Genomic DNA, 14,621 nt, shown 5'->3' with positions numbered 1-14,621 from the left:
CCTCTTGCACCGCCGGAAGATCCCTCACACCTCCGTCGAACTCACCGAACTCGGCTTCGGCGCCTCGGTGATCGGCAACCTCTACCGGGTGACCGAGCCGCAGGACGCCGCCGCCGCCCTCGACGCCGCCTGGGACGCGGGCGTCCGCTACTTCGACACCGCGCCGCACTACGGCCTCGGCCTCTCCGAACGCCGGCTCGGCGCCGCCCTGCGCGACCGGCCCCGCGACGAGTACGTCGTCTCGTCCAAGGTGGGCCGCCTCCTCGTCCCCAACGAACACCCGCGAGGCGTCGACGACCAGGGGTTCGTCGTACGGGACGACCTGCGCCGCCAGTGGGACTTCAGCCGCGACGGCGTCCTGCGGTCCCTGGAGGACACGCTCACGCGCACCGGCCTGGACCGCATCGACATCGTCTACCTCCACGACCCCGACGACCACTGGCAGCAGGCCGCCGACGAGGCCATGCCCGCCCTGGCCGAACTCCGCGACCAGGGCGTGATCGGAGCCATCGGCGCCGGCATGAACCAGTCCGCCATGCTCGCCCGCTTCCTGCGCGAGACCGCCGCCGACGTGGTCATGCTGGCCGGCCGTTACACCCTCCTCGACCAGTCTGCCCTCGACGACGTCCTCCCCGCCGCCCGAGAACACGGCAAGGGCGTCGTCGCGGTCGGCGTCTTCAACTCCGGCCTGCTCTCCCGGGACCGGCCTGCCGAGGGCATGAAGTACGACTACCAGAACGCCCCGACCGACCTGGTGCGGCGGGCCCAGGCCATCGCCGAGGTCTGCGAGCGGTACGGCACCACCCTGCCGGCCGCCGCCATCGCCTTCCCCTTCGCACACCCCGCCGTCGTCAACGTCACCCTGGGCATGCGCACTGCGGAACAGGTCCGGCGCAACGCCGGACTGCACGCTCGGGCTGTCCCCGACGGCCTCTGGGCGGAGCTGCGTGAACAAGGCCTGATCAGGGCTGACGTCACTCCGCCGCCGTCGGCCGCCGGGTCAGCTCCGTCGCCGCGGTGACGTCCGTGATCGGGCGCAACCGGTAGGTGTAGGTGTAGTCCCGGTCGGCGAAGAGCTTGTACTCGTCGTGCGTGTGGGCGCCCCAGCTGTTGTCGCCGCCGACTCCCATCTGCCGGTGGTTCACCCGCAGTACAACCTCCGCGCGCGGGGTGAGCTGGTAGTCGTGGCGGGCGCCGACCGAGAGGTCCTCCGGGGTGAAGTGGGAGGCGTTGACCTCCAGCAGCGGCTCACCGCTCACCAGCAGGCCGGTGCCGTCGCGGCCGGTGAGGGCGGCCCAGCGGACGTCGGTCCTGTTGCCGTTCTCCTGCGGGCGGATGTAGGAGGTCCACTGGTCGGCGACCGAACCGGAGTAGAGGCCGACGTCGGTGCCGTCGTTGCGGTCCCAGTGGTTCTCCTCGGGGCCCCGGCCGTAGTAGTGGATGCGGTCCAGACGGCCGGGGAGGAAGAGGAGCGTGCCGACCTCCGGGATGTACGGCAGTGAACTCGCCCCCGGGTGCAGGGTGTTGTCGACCTTGATCTCGCCGTTGCCGAAGACCGTGTAGGTGGTCGTGTACGTCGATTCCGTGGTCGTGGGGAGCGTGCCGCCGACCTTGATCCTGACCGCCCTGTCCCGTACGGCGGTCACGGTCACGTCGGTGACCTTGCGGCGGGCGCCCGCGTCACGCCACGTCTGGTTGCGGGTGTGCTGGCCGTTGCCGTGGTCGTTGTCGGTGGGCGCCCGCCAGAAGTTGGGGACGGGACCGGAGGCGATCAGCGCGACGCCGTCCGCCTCGTAGGAGGTGATGACGCCGCTGTTCTTGTCGACGGTGACGGTGAAGTCCGCGCCGGTGACGGTGACTTGCGCCGCGCTGTCGTGGTAGGTGAGGGGCGACGCCTCGTCCAAGGGCACCGGTGTGACGGCGGGGCTGCCCGCGTCGAGCGGGAGTTGGACCTTGGCCACCTCGAAGCCGGGCCCGGCCCACGGCGTGCGTTCCCTGGTGGTGAAGGACAGCTCCAGGAAGTACTCCGTGCCGGGCGCCGGGTCGGCCGGCAGCCGTACGGGCAGGGTGATCTTCTTGCTGGACAGGGGGGCGACGTCCAGCTGGTCGCGGGTCAGCCTGCCGCGCCGGACCGGCTCGCCGTCCGCCACCAGCGTCCAACTATCGGAGAATTCACGGAGGTTGGTGAACAGGTATTCGTTGGTCAGGGTCACCGAGGCCGCGTCGCCAGTGGCGTTGATCGCCTGGTAGATCCGCTTGATCTCCGCCGCCTTGCCGGTGTGGCCCCGGTCGGCGGTGATGATGCCGTCGGCCACGAAGTTGCCGTCGTTGGGGTTGTCGCCCCAGTCGCCGCCGTAGGCCAGGAAGGTCTTCTCGCGCGGGCGTTGTGCCGTGCGGCCGACGCTCGCCGCATCGAACCAGAACCGGACGCCCTCGTCACCGGGGCCCCGGCTGCCGGAGGCCAACTCGGCGGCGCTCAGGGCCCGGGCGTAGACCCGCGCCCTGCGGATGGTGCCGCTGAACTCGCGGGTGATGTTGTCGACGTCGGTGGCGAGGGCGAGCGGCGCGGTGTTGCTGCTGGGCCGTCGCGTGGTGGTGCGGGTGGCCCGGACCGTGCCGTCGACGGACAGGGTCAGGGTGCCGGTCTCCGCGTCGAAGACCCCGGCGACGTGGTGTTCGCCGCCCGTCCAGTCGCTCGGCAGGGCCCAACTGGTGGAGACCCACTGGCCGCCGCCGTAGATGAAGAACTCCAGGTTGCCGTCGTTCTGCTTCAGGGCGTACTGGGTGTCGCCCTTGGCGAGGATCGGCTGGTGGTAGCCGAGCACCTGCGGGGTGAACCAGGCTTCCAGGGTGAGGGAGCCGGTGAGGTCGAGGCGGTCGTCGCGGGCGAAGACCGTGCCGCCCGAGAGGCCCTTCTCGCGGTCGAACGAGCCGCTGGGGGCGATGAGTTCGCCGCGTATCGCGCCGGGGCCTTCCTCGGTGAACCGCTGTCGCGCGGGCGTCGGCCAGTTCAGGGACTGGTCCACGAAGTCCCAGATCCAGCCGCCCTGGAGGACGTCGTGAGCGCGGATCACGTCCCAGTACTTCTTGAAGTTGCCGTTGGAGTTCCCCATCGCGTGGCAGTACTCGATCATGACGTACGGCCGGGTGTCCGTGGTGTCCTGGGCGCGGGCCTCGACGCGGGCGGGGCTCTCGTACATCTCGGAGCGGATGTCGCTGACGCCCGGGCTGTCGTCGCCCTCGTACTGGACGACGCGGGTCGTGTCGTAGGACTTGATCCAGTCGTGCATGGCGACGAATGTGCTGCCGGCGCCCGCCTCGTTGCCGAGGGACCAGATGACGACCGAGGCGTGGTTCTTGTCGCGGTGGACCATGTTCTGGGCGCGGGCGACGCAGGCGGCGGACCAGTCGGGGTGGTTGCCGGGGTACTCGCCGCGGATGCCGTGGGTCTCCAGGTTGGTCTCGTCGACGAGGTAGAGGCCGTACTCGTCGGCGAGTTCGTACCACTGCGGGTTGTTGGGGTAGTGCGAGGTGCGGACCGAGTTCATGTTCATCCGCTTGATGATCTTCATGTCCTGGATCATGTCGGCGCGGGTGAGGGCGGTGCCGCGGTCGGGGTGCATCTCGTGGCGGTTGGTGCCGCGGAAGGACACCGGCCGGCCGTTGATGCGCATCAGGCCGTCCTTGAGCGCGAACTCGCGCAGTCCGACCCGGTGGGAGAGCGTCTCGATGACCTGGCCCGAAGGGTCGCGCAGCCGCAGCACCGCCGTGTAGAGGTACGGGTGTTCGGCCGACCAGAGGCGCGGCTCGGGCACGGCTCTCGCCGTCTGTACGGTCGTGTCCTCGCCGACCGTCCGCACGTCGGCGGACTGCTGGAGCGGCCGGGACCAGACCGGGTGGCCGTCGGCGTCGTACAGCTGGGTCTCGACGGTGTACGCACCGGCCTGACCGGCCGCGTAGGCGCGGACGCTCGCGGTCACCGACAGCCGGGCGGCGCGGTAGTCGTCGCTCAGCGGGGTGTCCAGCTTGAAGTCGCGCAGGTGCACGACCGGGGTCGAGTAGAGGTGGACCGAGCGGAAGATGCCGCTCAGCCGGATCATGTCCTGGTCCTCCAGCCAGTCGCCGTCGGAGTAGCGGTAGACCTCGACGGCGATCTGGTTGGTGCCGGGCCTGAGGTGGTCGGTGATGTCGTACTCGGCGGGGGTGAAGGAGTCCTCGTGGTAGCCGACGAGTTCGCCGTTGATCCACACGTAGTGCGCCGACTTCACGCCCTCGAAGTGCAGGAAGGTGCGCCGCCCCGACCAGCCGCGGGGCACGGTGAAGGTTCTTCTGTACTGCCCGACGGGGTTGTAGCGGGTCGGCGCGGCGGGCGGCTGGGGCTCCTCGCCCAGGCCGTTGGGGCCCCAGTAGGGGTAGGTGATGTTGACGTAGATCGGACGGTCGTAGCCGTGCTTCTGCCAGACGGACGGGACCGGGATGGTGTCCCAGTCGCTGTCGTCGACGTCGGTGGCGAAGAAGTCGGGGTCGCGGTCGTCGGGGCGCTCGGCGTGGGCGAACTTCCACTGGCCGTCGAGGCTCAGCCGGTACGGCGAGTCGGTGCGGTCGGCGGCGAGCGCCTGGCCGAGGGTCGCGTACGGCATCAGGGTGGTGTGGGGCGGCTGGGTGCCGAGCCGGAAGACGTCGATGCGGCCGTTCCACTCGGGGGACTCGGCGGCGGCACGGGCCGTGCCGCCGGTCCAGGAGGGGAGGGCCAGGGCGCCGACGAGGGCGGCCCCGCCCTCCAGGAGCCGGCGGCGGCTGACGGGCGTCCAGGTGGGGGACTCGGAAGTGTGCGACATGACCGTTGCCTTCCTCACTACGGCCGGGTGACCGTGCGGCTTTGAGGGAGCGTCAGATCCTGTTCGGTGATGTTGGGAAACCGAACGCACACTAGGTTGTGAGTCAGATGGTGGCAATGATGCTGTCGAGCTTTGTGTCCTTCTGATCGTTGTCATGGCCGACCTTGGCCGAATCCCGTTCCTCGAACTGGGTCCGGTGCAGCTCGGCGTAGCGTCCGCCGGCCGCCAACAGCTCGTCGTGCGTGCCGCGTTCGACGATCTGCCCGGCCTCGACGACGAGGATCTGGTCGGCCGCGCGGATCGTGGAGAGCCGGTGGGCGATGACGATCGCGGTCCTGCCCTCCAGCGCCTCCGTCAGCGCCTCCTGCACCGCCGCCTCCGAGGTGTTGTCGAGGTGGGCGGTGGCCTCGTCGAGGATCACGACACGCTGGCGGGCCAGCAACAGCCGGGCGATGGTCATGCGTTGGCGTTCGCCGCCGGAGAGCCGGTAGCCGCGCTCGCCGACCACGGTGTCGAGGCCGTCGGGCAGGGACCGTACGAGAGTGTCGAGGCGGGCGCGGCGCAGGGCGTCCCACAGGTCGTCCTCGGTCGCGGTGGGGCGGGCCAGCAGCAGGTTGGCGCGGACCGTGTCGTGGAAGAGGTGGCCGTCCTGGGTGACCATGCCGATCGTCTCGCGCAGGGAACGGGCGGTGAGGTCGCGGATGTCCTCGTCGCCCACGCGCACGGCGCCCTCGTCGACGTCGTACAGGCGCGGCAGCAGCTGTGCGATGGTCGACTTGCCGGCGCCGGAGGAGCCGACGAGGGCGACGGTCTGGCCGGGTTCGGCGCGGAAGGAGATGCCCTTGAGGACCTCTTCGCCGCCGCGGGTGTCGAGGGAGGCGACCTCCTCCAGGGAGGCCAGGGAGACCTTGTCGGCGGACGGGTAGCCGAAGCGGACGTCGTCGAACTCGACCGCAACCGGGCCGTCACCGAGCTCGCGGGCGTCCGGCTTCTCCTCGATGAGCGGCTTCAGATCGAGCACCTCGAAGACCCGCTCGAAGCTGACCAGTGCGCTCATCACCTCGACGCGGGCGCCGGCGAGGGCGGTGAGCGGGGCGTAGAGCCGGGTCAGCAGCAGGGCGAGGGAGACGACCGCGCCCGGTTCCAGGGTGCCGCGCAGGGCGAACCAGCCGCCGAGGCCGTAGACGAGCGCGAGGGCCAGGGCGGAGACCAGGGTGAGGGCGGTGATGAAGACGGACTGGGCGGTCGCCGTGCGCACGCCGATGTCCGCCACCCGCCGTGCGCGGGCCGCGAACTCCTCGGACTCCTGCTCCGGACGGCCGAACAGCTTGACCAGGGTGGCGCCGGGCGCGGAGAAGCGCTCGGTCATGCGGGTGCCCATCGCCGCGTTCAGGGCGGCCGCCTCGCGCTGCATGCGGGCCATCCGGCTGCCCATGCGGCGGGCCGGGATCACGAAGACCGGCAGCAGGGCGAGCGCGAGCAGGGTGATCTGCCAGGACAGGGTGAGCATGACGGCGAGCGTCAGCAGCAGGGTGACCATATTGCTGACCACTCCGGAGAGGGTGTTGCTGAACGCCCGCTGCGCCCCGATGACGTCGTTGTTGAGTCGGGAGACCAGTGCTCCCGTACGTGTCCGTGTGAAGAACGCGACCGGCATGCGCTGCACATGATCGAACACAGCCGTCCGCAGATCGAGGATGAGTCCCTCCCCGAGCGTGGCCGACAGCCGTCGTCCGAGGATGCCCAGGGCCGCTTCGGCGACCGCGATGAGCGCGATGAGCAGGGCCAGCCGTACGACGGTGCGCTCGTCGTCGCCCGTCACGATCGCGTCCACGACATGGCCGGCGAGGACCGGGGTGGCGACGGCGAGCAGCGCGGTGGCCACCCCGAGGACCACGAACTGGGCGATGCGGGTGCGGTGCGGGCGGGCGAACGCGCCGATGCGGCGCAGCGTCGCGCGGGCGAAGGGGCGGGTCTCCGTCTGCGCGTTCATCACGCTGTGCAGCTGGGTCCAGGCTGTGGTTTCCATGCTCATGGGAGCGAACGTAGGACCTCAAGCGTTGTTGAGGTCAACATTCGCGTAAGAATCACTCACCGTACGTCCCCCTTCCCCGCCGCGTCCCCCTCCCCTTTCCCCTCGCCTTCCCGCTCTCCTTCCCGCTCCCCGAAGGATCCGATGACCGTCAGCAATGCCCCGTCCCCCCTGCCGCAACCCGCAGTTGGTGCGGCGCGGAAAACCTCTCAGGACGTGAGCCCCCGCCGCGTCTCCCTCCCCCTTCCCGGTCGCAGAGTCCGGCAGATCCTGTGTCTGCTGCCGCTGCTGCTCGTCTCCGTGGTCGCCGTGCGGCACCGCTCGGTGCTCGCCGAGGGCTTCGGTCATCTGCGGTCCGCCGAGTGGCCGTGGCTGCTGGTCGCGGTCGGTGCCACGTGTCTGACGTGGGTCGCCGCGGCCTGTACCCGGCAGGGCGCGGTGGTGGAGCGGCTGCCGAAGCGGCGGCTGCTGGCCGCGCAGTTCGCGGCCGGTGCCGCCAACCATCTGCTGCCGACGGGGCTCGGCGCGAGCGCGGTCAACCTGCGGTTCATGACGGTGTGCGGGGTGCCGCTCGCCCGCTCCTCCGCCGCCCTCGCGCTGTATCTGCTCGCGGAGTCGATCGGCCGGCTGGGTCTGCTGGCCGCGCTGCTGCTGATCTTCCCCGACGCGCTGAGTCTCGGCTCGCTGCTTCCCGAGGAGGCGGTCGGCGCGCTGCTGCCCGCGGTGGGGGCGGTGCTGCTGGTGGCGGCCGGGGTGCTCGTCCTCGTACGACGGGTGCGGACGGCCGTGACGGCGTTCCTGCGGACCGCGCTCGGCGAGCTGCGCGAGGTGCACACCCGGCCGTGCCGGGCACTGGCGCTGTGGGGCGGGTCGCTGGCCTTTCCCGCGCTCCAGGCGGCGGGGCTGGCCGCGGTGGGGCAGGCCCTGGGGCTGCCGGTGCCGCCGCTGCACATGGCGGTGGCGTACCTGGCGGCGACGGTCGCCGTCGCCCTGGTGCCGACACCGGGCGGTATCGGCTCGGTGGAGGCGGCGCTGGTCGTGGCGCTGGTGGCGGCGGGCGGACCGGCGGCGGTGGCGACGGCCGTGGTGCTGGCCTACCGGATCATCACGGTGTGGCTGCCGCTGCTGCCGGGGGCGCTGACGCTGGGGGCCCTCGTGCGGCTGAAGATCATCTGATCGGCCGCGCTCGAAGATCGTCTGCGGTACAACGGCCGCATGGACATCACCGCTCTCTCCGAGGCCCTCGACCAGATCGAGGACAGCGCTGTCGTGCACCACGGCTTCACCGACTACATGCGGGACTACGAGGTCGTCGTCCACGTGACCGCCGATCCGCGCACGGGCGTTCTCCCGGCCCATCTGCGCTATCTCTTCCGGTACTGCGTGGCGGCGCGCTGCGAGACGTCCCTGGAGCCCTGGCTGTGGCAGAAGTCGCTGGACGACCGTCTCATCGACCACGCGACGGCGGACGGCCTCGACGGCTGGGTCTGGGGCGTGAAGTGGGCCAACCTGGAGAGGGCGCAGGTGCTGCCCGAGTCGGACGCGGCGCGGTGGTGGGCCGGTGAGCTGGGGATCGACTTCCACGCGGTCCGCATCGAGACGCAGGTGCACGACCTCGACCTGGTCTTCTCCGAGCTGGAGATCACCGAACTGCCCGCGGCCTGGAAGAAGTAGCCTCGGTCGCGCCCGTCGCCGTCAGGAGGATCAGGATGCCCGTCCGGACCGAACGCAAGGGACCCGTCACCACGGTCGTCCTCTCCCGCCCCGAGGCCCGCAACGCGGTCGACGGTCCGACCGCCGCCGAACTCGTCGCCGCCTTCCGGGAGTTCGAGGCGGACGAGGAGGCGCGGGTGGCGGTGCTGTGGGGCGAGGGCGGCACGTTCTGCGCGGGCGCCGACCTCAAGGCCCTCGGCACCGAGCGCGGCAACCATGTCTCGGAGGACGGCGACGGCCCGATGGGTCCGACCCGGCTGCGGCTGTCCAAGCCGGTGATCGCCGCGGTCGCCGGGCACGCCGTGGCCGGTGGGCTGGAGCTGGCGCTGTGGTGCGATCTGCGGGTCGCCGAGGAGGACGCCGTGTTCGGTGTCTTCTGCCGCCGCTGGGGCGTTCCGCTGATCGACGGCGGTACGGTACGGCTCCCCCGGCTGATCGGTACCAGCCGCGCCCTGGACATGATCCTCACGGGCCGTCCGGTCCCGGCCGACGAGGCCCACGCCTTCGGCCTCGCCAACCGTGTCGTCCCCACCGGCACCGCCCGCGCCGCCGCCGAGGAACTGGCCGCCGAGATCGCCGCGTTCCCGCAGGCGTGCCTACGGTCCGACCGGGCGTCCGTGCTGGACCAGGAGGGCCTGCCCGAACCGGCGGCCCTGCACAGCGAACTCGGGCATGGCATGGGCGTGTTGGCGGAGAGCCTGGAGGGCGCGTCCCGATTCGCTTCCGGGGAGGGGAGGCACGGGTCGTTCAAGGAGGCGTGACAGCGGGGGCTGCGTGGGTCGTTCCAGGACGGTGGACCGCGGCGGGGAGGCACGGTTCGTTCGCGGCCGCATGACCACGGCGAGATGGCTCGGGCCATTCGTGGACGCACGACCGCGGCGAAAGCCCGCACGGTTCCCTCAAGGCCGCACGATCACAGCGAGACAGCACGGGCCGTACACGGACGCACGACCGCGGCGAGCCCGTACGGTTCCCTCTAGACCGCACGACCGCGGCAAGGCGGCACGGGTTCCTTCAGGGACGCACGACCGCGGCGGCAGCCTCAGCGGCGCCTGGAGGACGCATCACCGCGGCGGCGGCCCGGGCACCCGAGCGCGCGGCCCTCGCCGCGCCCTCCCCCGGGTGCGTCAGGCCTCCGGCGGCGAACACCCCGGGCCGTGACGTCGTCCCGGCGTCGACGCTCAGCCCGCCCCGCCGCGCCAACTCGTTCTCGGGCACGAAGTCGCCGGTGAACACGACGGTGTCACAGGCGAGTTCGGCGGTACGACCGTCCCGGCGCCGGACGCGGACGCCCGACAGGCGGCCGTGGCCCAGGAGTTCGGCGACGGTGGCCCCGGTGAGGAGAGGGACCCGGCGACGGAGGCGGGCGTCCTGGACGCGGACGAGGGACGCCTGGGCGCGCTCGGCCTCGGTGACCAGGGCGACGACCTCCGCTCCCGACGCGCGTACGGTGTCTGCGGCCCGGTACGACACCGGCTCCGCGCCCACGATCACCGCACGGGTGCCGATCCGCTGCCCGAACAGATGCACCGCCTGCTGGAGTTCGCCGGTGGTGTAAACGCCGGCGGGACGGGTCCCCGGCACCAGACGGGCCGCACGGGGGCGTTCGCGGGCGCCGGTGGCGAGAATGATCGCGCGGGCCTCGACCGTCTCCGGCCCGCCCGGGCCGACGGTGCACAGTGCGAGGGGGCCCGCCCAGTCGAGGGCGGTCACGCCGGTCCGTACGACCGCCCCGGCGCTCAGCGCGGTCTCGACGAGCCGTCGGGCGTACGCCGGACCGGTCAGAGGGCGCCGCCAGGAGCCGAAGCCGCCGTGCGCGCAGTGCCGTGGCGCTCCCCCGGCGTGCTGCTCCCGGTCCAGCACCTCGACCGCTCCGGCGCCCGAAGCGGCGAGACGGGCGGCGGCGGTGAGCCCGGCGGGGCCCGCGCCGACGACGAGGACGTCGACCTGCCGCGTCACCCGCGAGCCTCCTCGAACAACTGCCGCACCGCGGCCCCGCAGTAGAACCCCTGGCAACGCCCGCCCCGCGCCCTGGTCCGGCGCCGCAGTCCGTCCAGGCTGCCCGGCGGGACGGTACTGGCGAGGGCGTCGCGGATCTCGCCCCGCGACACGCGTTCGCAGTGGCAGACGAGGGTGCCGTACTCCGGGTCGGCGGCGATGAGGTCGGGACGTTGGTACGGGCGTGGGAAGGCCTCGCCCAGGTTGGGCATGCGCACCGGCTCCAGCTCGCCTGACGGGCCCAACTCCAGGCCGTTCGCGGCGAGTTGTCCCACCACGTACTCGGCGATGGCGAGCGACGCCGTCAGCCCGGTCGAGCGGATGCCGCCCACCGTGAGGTACGTCTGCTCGGGGTGGGCCGTGATGAGGTAGTCGTCGTACTCGGTGGCGGCGCGCAGGCCGGCATAGACGGCGGTGACCTCTTCGTCGAGGAGCTCGGGCAGGATGCGGCGGCCCTGTTCGCGCAGGCGTGTCAGGCCGTCGGCGGTCGACTGCGTGGCCCGTCTGTCGTCGAGGTCCTCGGCGGTGGGGCCCAGCAGGACGTTGCCGTACACCGTGGGCGCGACCAGGACGCCCTTGCCGAGTGCGGTCGGGACGGGCAGCAGGATGTGCCGGACGAGGGAGCGGGCGAACTTGTCGAAGACGATGAGCTGGCCGCGGCGCGGGGTGACGGTGAAGTCGTGGTGGCCGAGGTCGTGGTCGAGGGTGTCGGCGTGGAGGCCGGCCGCGTTGATGATCCAACGGGTGCGCAGCACTCCCCGGTCGGTCGACAGCAGTCCCTGACTCACCTTCCGCACCCGGCAGTTGAGGTGCAGGTCCACGCCGTGCCGGACGGCCTGGGTGGCGTACGCCAGGGTCGTCGTCCAGGGGCAGATGATGCTCTCGCCGGGGACGTGGAGGGCGCCGAGCGCTCCGGGGCCGAGGTGCGGCTCGCGGTCGTACAGCTCGGTCGGTCCCAGCAGGCGGGTCTCTTTGTACTCGTTGCGTTCGGCCTTCTCCGCGAGGCGGGGCAGTGCCGCGAGTTGTGCCTCGTCCCAGGCGACGAGCAGGGCGCCGACCGGTTCGACGGGGATGCCCGACTCGGCGGCGTACTCGGCCAGTCGGCGGGAGCCCTCGCGGACCAGGCGGGCCTCCAGGGAGCCGGGGACGGCGTCGAAGCCGGTGTGGAGGATGGCGGTGTTGGCCTTGGAGCTGCCCTGGCCGACGTCGTCCTGCGCCTCGACGACGGCAGTGCGCAGCCGGGGGTGGCGGGCCAGTTCACGGGCGAGGGCGCTGCCGACGACTCCGGCGCCGATGACGATCACGTCGTACGAAGTGTCGGGCAGGGGTCCGTGGGTGGTGACCGTCATGCGGGGGTCCGGTCGAGGAGGGCGGTGACCTCGGTGCGGAAGCGGGCGCGGCGGGCGGCGGCCTCGTCGGCGGTGATCCGGGGTTCGTGGACAGCAGCCGGTTTCCAGTCCGGCAGAGCCGTGGCGACCGTAAGACCCGGCTCCGCGCCGAGCCGAGCCATGGCGGCGACCCCGAGGGCGGTGGCGTCGGGCAGGGCGGACACCTCGACGGGGCGTTGCAGGAGGTCGGCCTGGGTCTGCATGAGCAGGGCGGAGCGGGTCAGGCCGCCGTCGACGCGCAGGGTCTCCAGCGGGGCATCCAGGGCGTCCACGAGCTCGGCGACCTGCGCGGCGATCCCCTCGCACAGCGCCCGCACCAGGTGGCCGGCGGTCGTGTCGAGGCCGAGCCCCGTGAGCGAGCCGCGCAGGTCGCCGCGCCACCAGGGGGCGGCGAGGCCGGCCAGGGCGGGCACGAAGGTGACCCCGCCGCTGTCGGGCACCGAGCCGCCCACCGCGTCCAGGTCCGCGGCGCCCTTGATCACGCCGAGGTCGGTGAGCCAGCGCACGGCGGACGCGGCCGTGTACACCTGGCCGTCGAGGCAGTAGCTGGTCCGGCCGCCGAGATTCCAGGCGACGCAGCTGACCAGTCCCGAACTGCCGCGCCCGGGGGTGTCGCCGGTGTGGGCGAGCAGGAACGCGCCGGTGCCGTAGGTGCACTTGGCGCCGCCGCGTACGGTGACGCGTTGGGCGAGGAGGGCCGCCTGCTGGTCCACGGCCAGTCCGGTGAGCGGGATCTCCGGGCCGAACTCCGTTGTCGTGCCCGCCGGTTGGGCGTTGCCGACGATCCTCGGGAGCCGTTCGCCGGTGAGTCCGTACAGGTCGAGGGCGCGGGGTGACCACTGCGCGCGGTCGAGGTCGAGGAGCTGGGTGCGGCTCGCGGTCGCCACGTCGGTGACGTAGGCGCCGGTGAGGCGGTGGACGAGCCAGGCGTCGGTGGTGGTGACGACGCCCTCGCGGGTGAGGTGGCGGCGGATCCACGCCATCTTGGGGGCGGCGAAGTACGGGTCGAGCGGCAGGCCGGTCAGGTCGCGCAACTCGTCGGCGTGCGGGGCGAGTTCCGCGCAGACGCTCTCGGCGCGGCGGTCCTGCCAGACGAGGGCCGTGGTGAGCGGGCGGCCGGTGGCGGGGTCCCAGGCGAGCACGGTCTCGCCCTGGTTGGCCAGGCCGAGCGCCACCACGGGTTCGCGGGCCTCGGCGAGGGCACGGCGGCCCGCCTCGACGACGGACGCGTACAGCTCCCCGGGGTCGACCTCGACGAGACCGCCGGGCAGGTGGCGCGGGCGCACCTCGGCGAACCCGGCGCCGATCACTCCGCGTTCGGGGCAGACGACGAGCGCCTTGGTGCCGGACGTGCCCTGGTCGACGGCCAACACCGGACCGGTCATCGAGCCCCTCCCTCGGCGATCACCACGGCGCCAGCCTGCCGTCGCCCGCCGCACCGCGTCAAGCGACCCCGACCATCGGTGAATCTTCAACCACCAGGACCCTCAACTCCCCTTCATGGCAACGGAGTTCGAACAGATCGAGAAACCGGAGGAGATGCGGAACCACCGCCTCTATAGTGGCCGCCGACCGGCACGAGCTCCTCGACCGCCGCCCGGAGGAGGGCTGTTGTTACTCCACCCCGCCGTCCCGCCCCGCCCGCCGACCGGGACGGACGGCTGATGGCCAGAGAAGGAGCGCGCCCCGGCTACGACCCCGCGGGCCACGACGCCGCCCTGCGGGCCACCCTCCAGGAGGTGCGCACCGGACGCTGGATGTCGATGCGCCGGCTGCTCGGCGAGACGACGGCGTGGTGGCAGTGGACGCAGCGCACCCAGGTCCTCGCCGCGGCCGCCGCGGGCACCGATGTGGTGCGGACCTGGCTGGCGGAGGAGCCGTACAGCGTCCCGGGCACGGTCATGCAGGCCAGGGTCGCCGTCGAGCGGGCGTTGCGCGCCCACCGCGACCAGCACGCCCGGACCCTCGACCTGTGGCGTGAGGCCTGGCAGGCGAGCCACACGGCGACCCAGGCGGCACCCCAGGACCCGGTCCCGTGGGTGTGTCTGCTGGCGCTGGCCCGGCTCGACCGGGAGCGGCGCTGGGAGGAGCACCGGCTGGCGCCGCCCGGGCCGATGCTGCCGCCGGGACCGTGGGGCCTGCTGGCGGAGGCCGACAAGCGGGACCCGTACAACCGCGAGGCCCATCACCGGATGCTCCAGTTCCTCTACGAGCACGGCACCTCGGGCCGGCTCGCGGAGGCGGTCGGCTACGCCCACTGGGCCGCCGACACCGCGCCGCCGGGCTCGGCGCTGCACGTCCTGCCGCTGTACGTCCGGGTCGAGCGCTACCGGCGCTCGGGCGGCCGCGACGCCGCACTCGACCTGCACTGGGTCGCCGAGGACGCCACCCGGGAGGCGCAGCGGGCGCGGTACGCCTGGTTCGATCAGACCTTCCCCGCCGAACGCTCCCCGCTGGACCTGAACCACCTCGCGCACGCCCTGTGGGGCGCACTGCAATTCCCGGAGGCGGCCCGGGTGTTCGACGCGCTCGGCCCGTACTGGACGCCCGTGCCCTGGGCGTACCGCAGCTCCGAACCCGGTGACCGCGGGCAGGCACTGGAGGTGTTCCTCCAGGCCCGGGCTCGCTGCCGCCCCGCGTGACCCCCCACCA

The 14,621-nt window shown here is 72.4% G+C and carries 9 protein-coding genes and 1 pseudogene; 5 read left to right on the top strand and 5 right to left on the bottom strand.

The window, feature by feature from the left end:
• The first annotated feature begins 4 nt into the window (after positions 1-4).
• A complete protein-coding gene (locus tag CRP56_RS36480) occupies positions 5-1,021 on the top strand; it encodes an aldo/keto reductase (protein WP_257041466.1) in 1,017 nt (338 codons plus the stop codon).
• Here the strand turns inward: CRP56_RS36480 and CRP56_RS36475 are convergent.
• Entirely contained in the window at positions 975-4,838 is a 3,864-nt protein-coding gene (locus tag CRP56_RS36475; RefSeq protein ID WP_097271394.1) for a glycoside hydrolase family 2 TIM barrel-domain containing protein, read from the bottom strand. The two genes, CRP56_RS36480 and CRP56_RS36475, sit on opposite strands and share 47 nt — an antisense overlap.
• Before the next feature lie 103 nt (positions 4,839-4,941).
• Positions 4,942-6,867 (bottom strand): ABC transporter ATP-binding protein, encoded by a 1,926-nt coding sequence (locus CRP56_RS36470; protein WP_097274794.1) that lies wholly within the window; start codon positions 6,865-6,867, stop codon positions 4,942-4,944.
• Between the two features lie 147 nt (positions 6,868-7,014).
• Between CRP56_RS36470 and CRP56_RS36465 the strand changes: the two genes are divergently transcribed.
• From CRP56_RS36465 to CRP56_RS36455, 3 genes are read left to right on the top strand one after another with little or no spacing between them, the layout of a single operon-like run.
• Entirely contained in the window at positions 7,015-8,046 is a 1,032-nt protein-coding gene (locus tag CRP56_RS36465; RefSeq protein WP_097271392.1) for a lysylphosphatidylglycerol synthase transmembrane domain-containing protein, read from the top strand.
• A 39-nt stretch (positions 8,047-8,085) separates the two neighbouring features.
• A complete protein-coding gene (locus CRP56_RS36460; RefSeq protein WP_097271390.1) occupies positions 8,086-8,544 on the top strand; it encodes a YxiG-like protein in 459 nt (152 codons plus the stop codon).
• Positions 8,545-8,579: 35 nt separating this feature from the next.
• Positions 8,580-9,344 carry a crotonase/enoyl-CoA hydratase family protein gene (locus CRP56_RS36455; protein WP_097271388.1) on the top strand — a complete coding sequence of 255 codons (765 nt, stop codon included), beginning with the start codon at positions 8,580-8,582 and terminating at the stop codon, positions 9,342-9,344.
• 298 nt (positions 9,345-9,642) lie between these two features.
• Here CRP56_RS36455 and CRP56_RS36450 read toward each other — a convergent pair.
• The 3 genes and pseudogenes from CRP56_RS36450 to CRP56_RS36440 all read right to left on the bottom strand — a co-directional run.
• Positions 9,643-10,542, bottom strand: a pseudogene (locus CRP56_RS36450) (NAD(P)/FAD-dependent oxidoreductase); the annotation flags it as partial.
• Positions 10,539-11,930 (bottom strand): FAD-dependent oxidoreductase, encoded by a 1,392-nt coding sequence (locus CRP56_RS36445; protein WP_097271384.1) that lies wholly within the window; start codon positions 11,928-11,930, stop codon positions 10,539-10,541. The gene CRP56_RS36445 and the pseudogene CRP56_RS36450, both read right to left, overlap by 4 nt.
• Positions 11,927-13,354, bottom strand: coding sequence for an FGGY family carbohydrate kinase (locus tag CRP56_RS36440; protein ID WP_097271381.1), 1,428 nt, complete (start codon positions 13,352-13,354; stop codon positions 11,927-11,929). The genes CRP56_RS36445 and CRP56_RS36440 overlap by 4 nt, the downstream gene beginning before the upstream one ends.
• 279 nt (positions 13,355-13,633) lie before the next feature.
• Here CRP56_RS36440 and CRP56_RS36435 point away from each other — a divergent pair, with 279 nt between their 5' ends.
• A complete protein-coding gene (locus CRP56_RS36435) occupies positions 13,634-14,611 on the top strand; it encodes a hypothetical protein (protein ID WP_097271380.1) in 978 nt (325 codons plus the stop codon).
• The last annotated feature ends 10 nt before the right edge of the window (positions 14,612-14,621 follow it).

Origin of the sequence: Streptomyces sp. TLI_55, assembly GCF_900206255.1 — a bacterium.
Taxonomy (GTDB): Bacteria; Actinomycetota; Actinomycetes; order Streptomycetales; family Streptomycetaceae; genus Streptomyces; species Streptomyces aquilus.
This window is presented reverse-complemented; position numbering and strand designations above follow the sequence as displayed.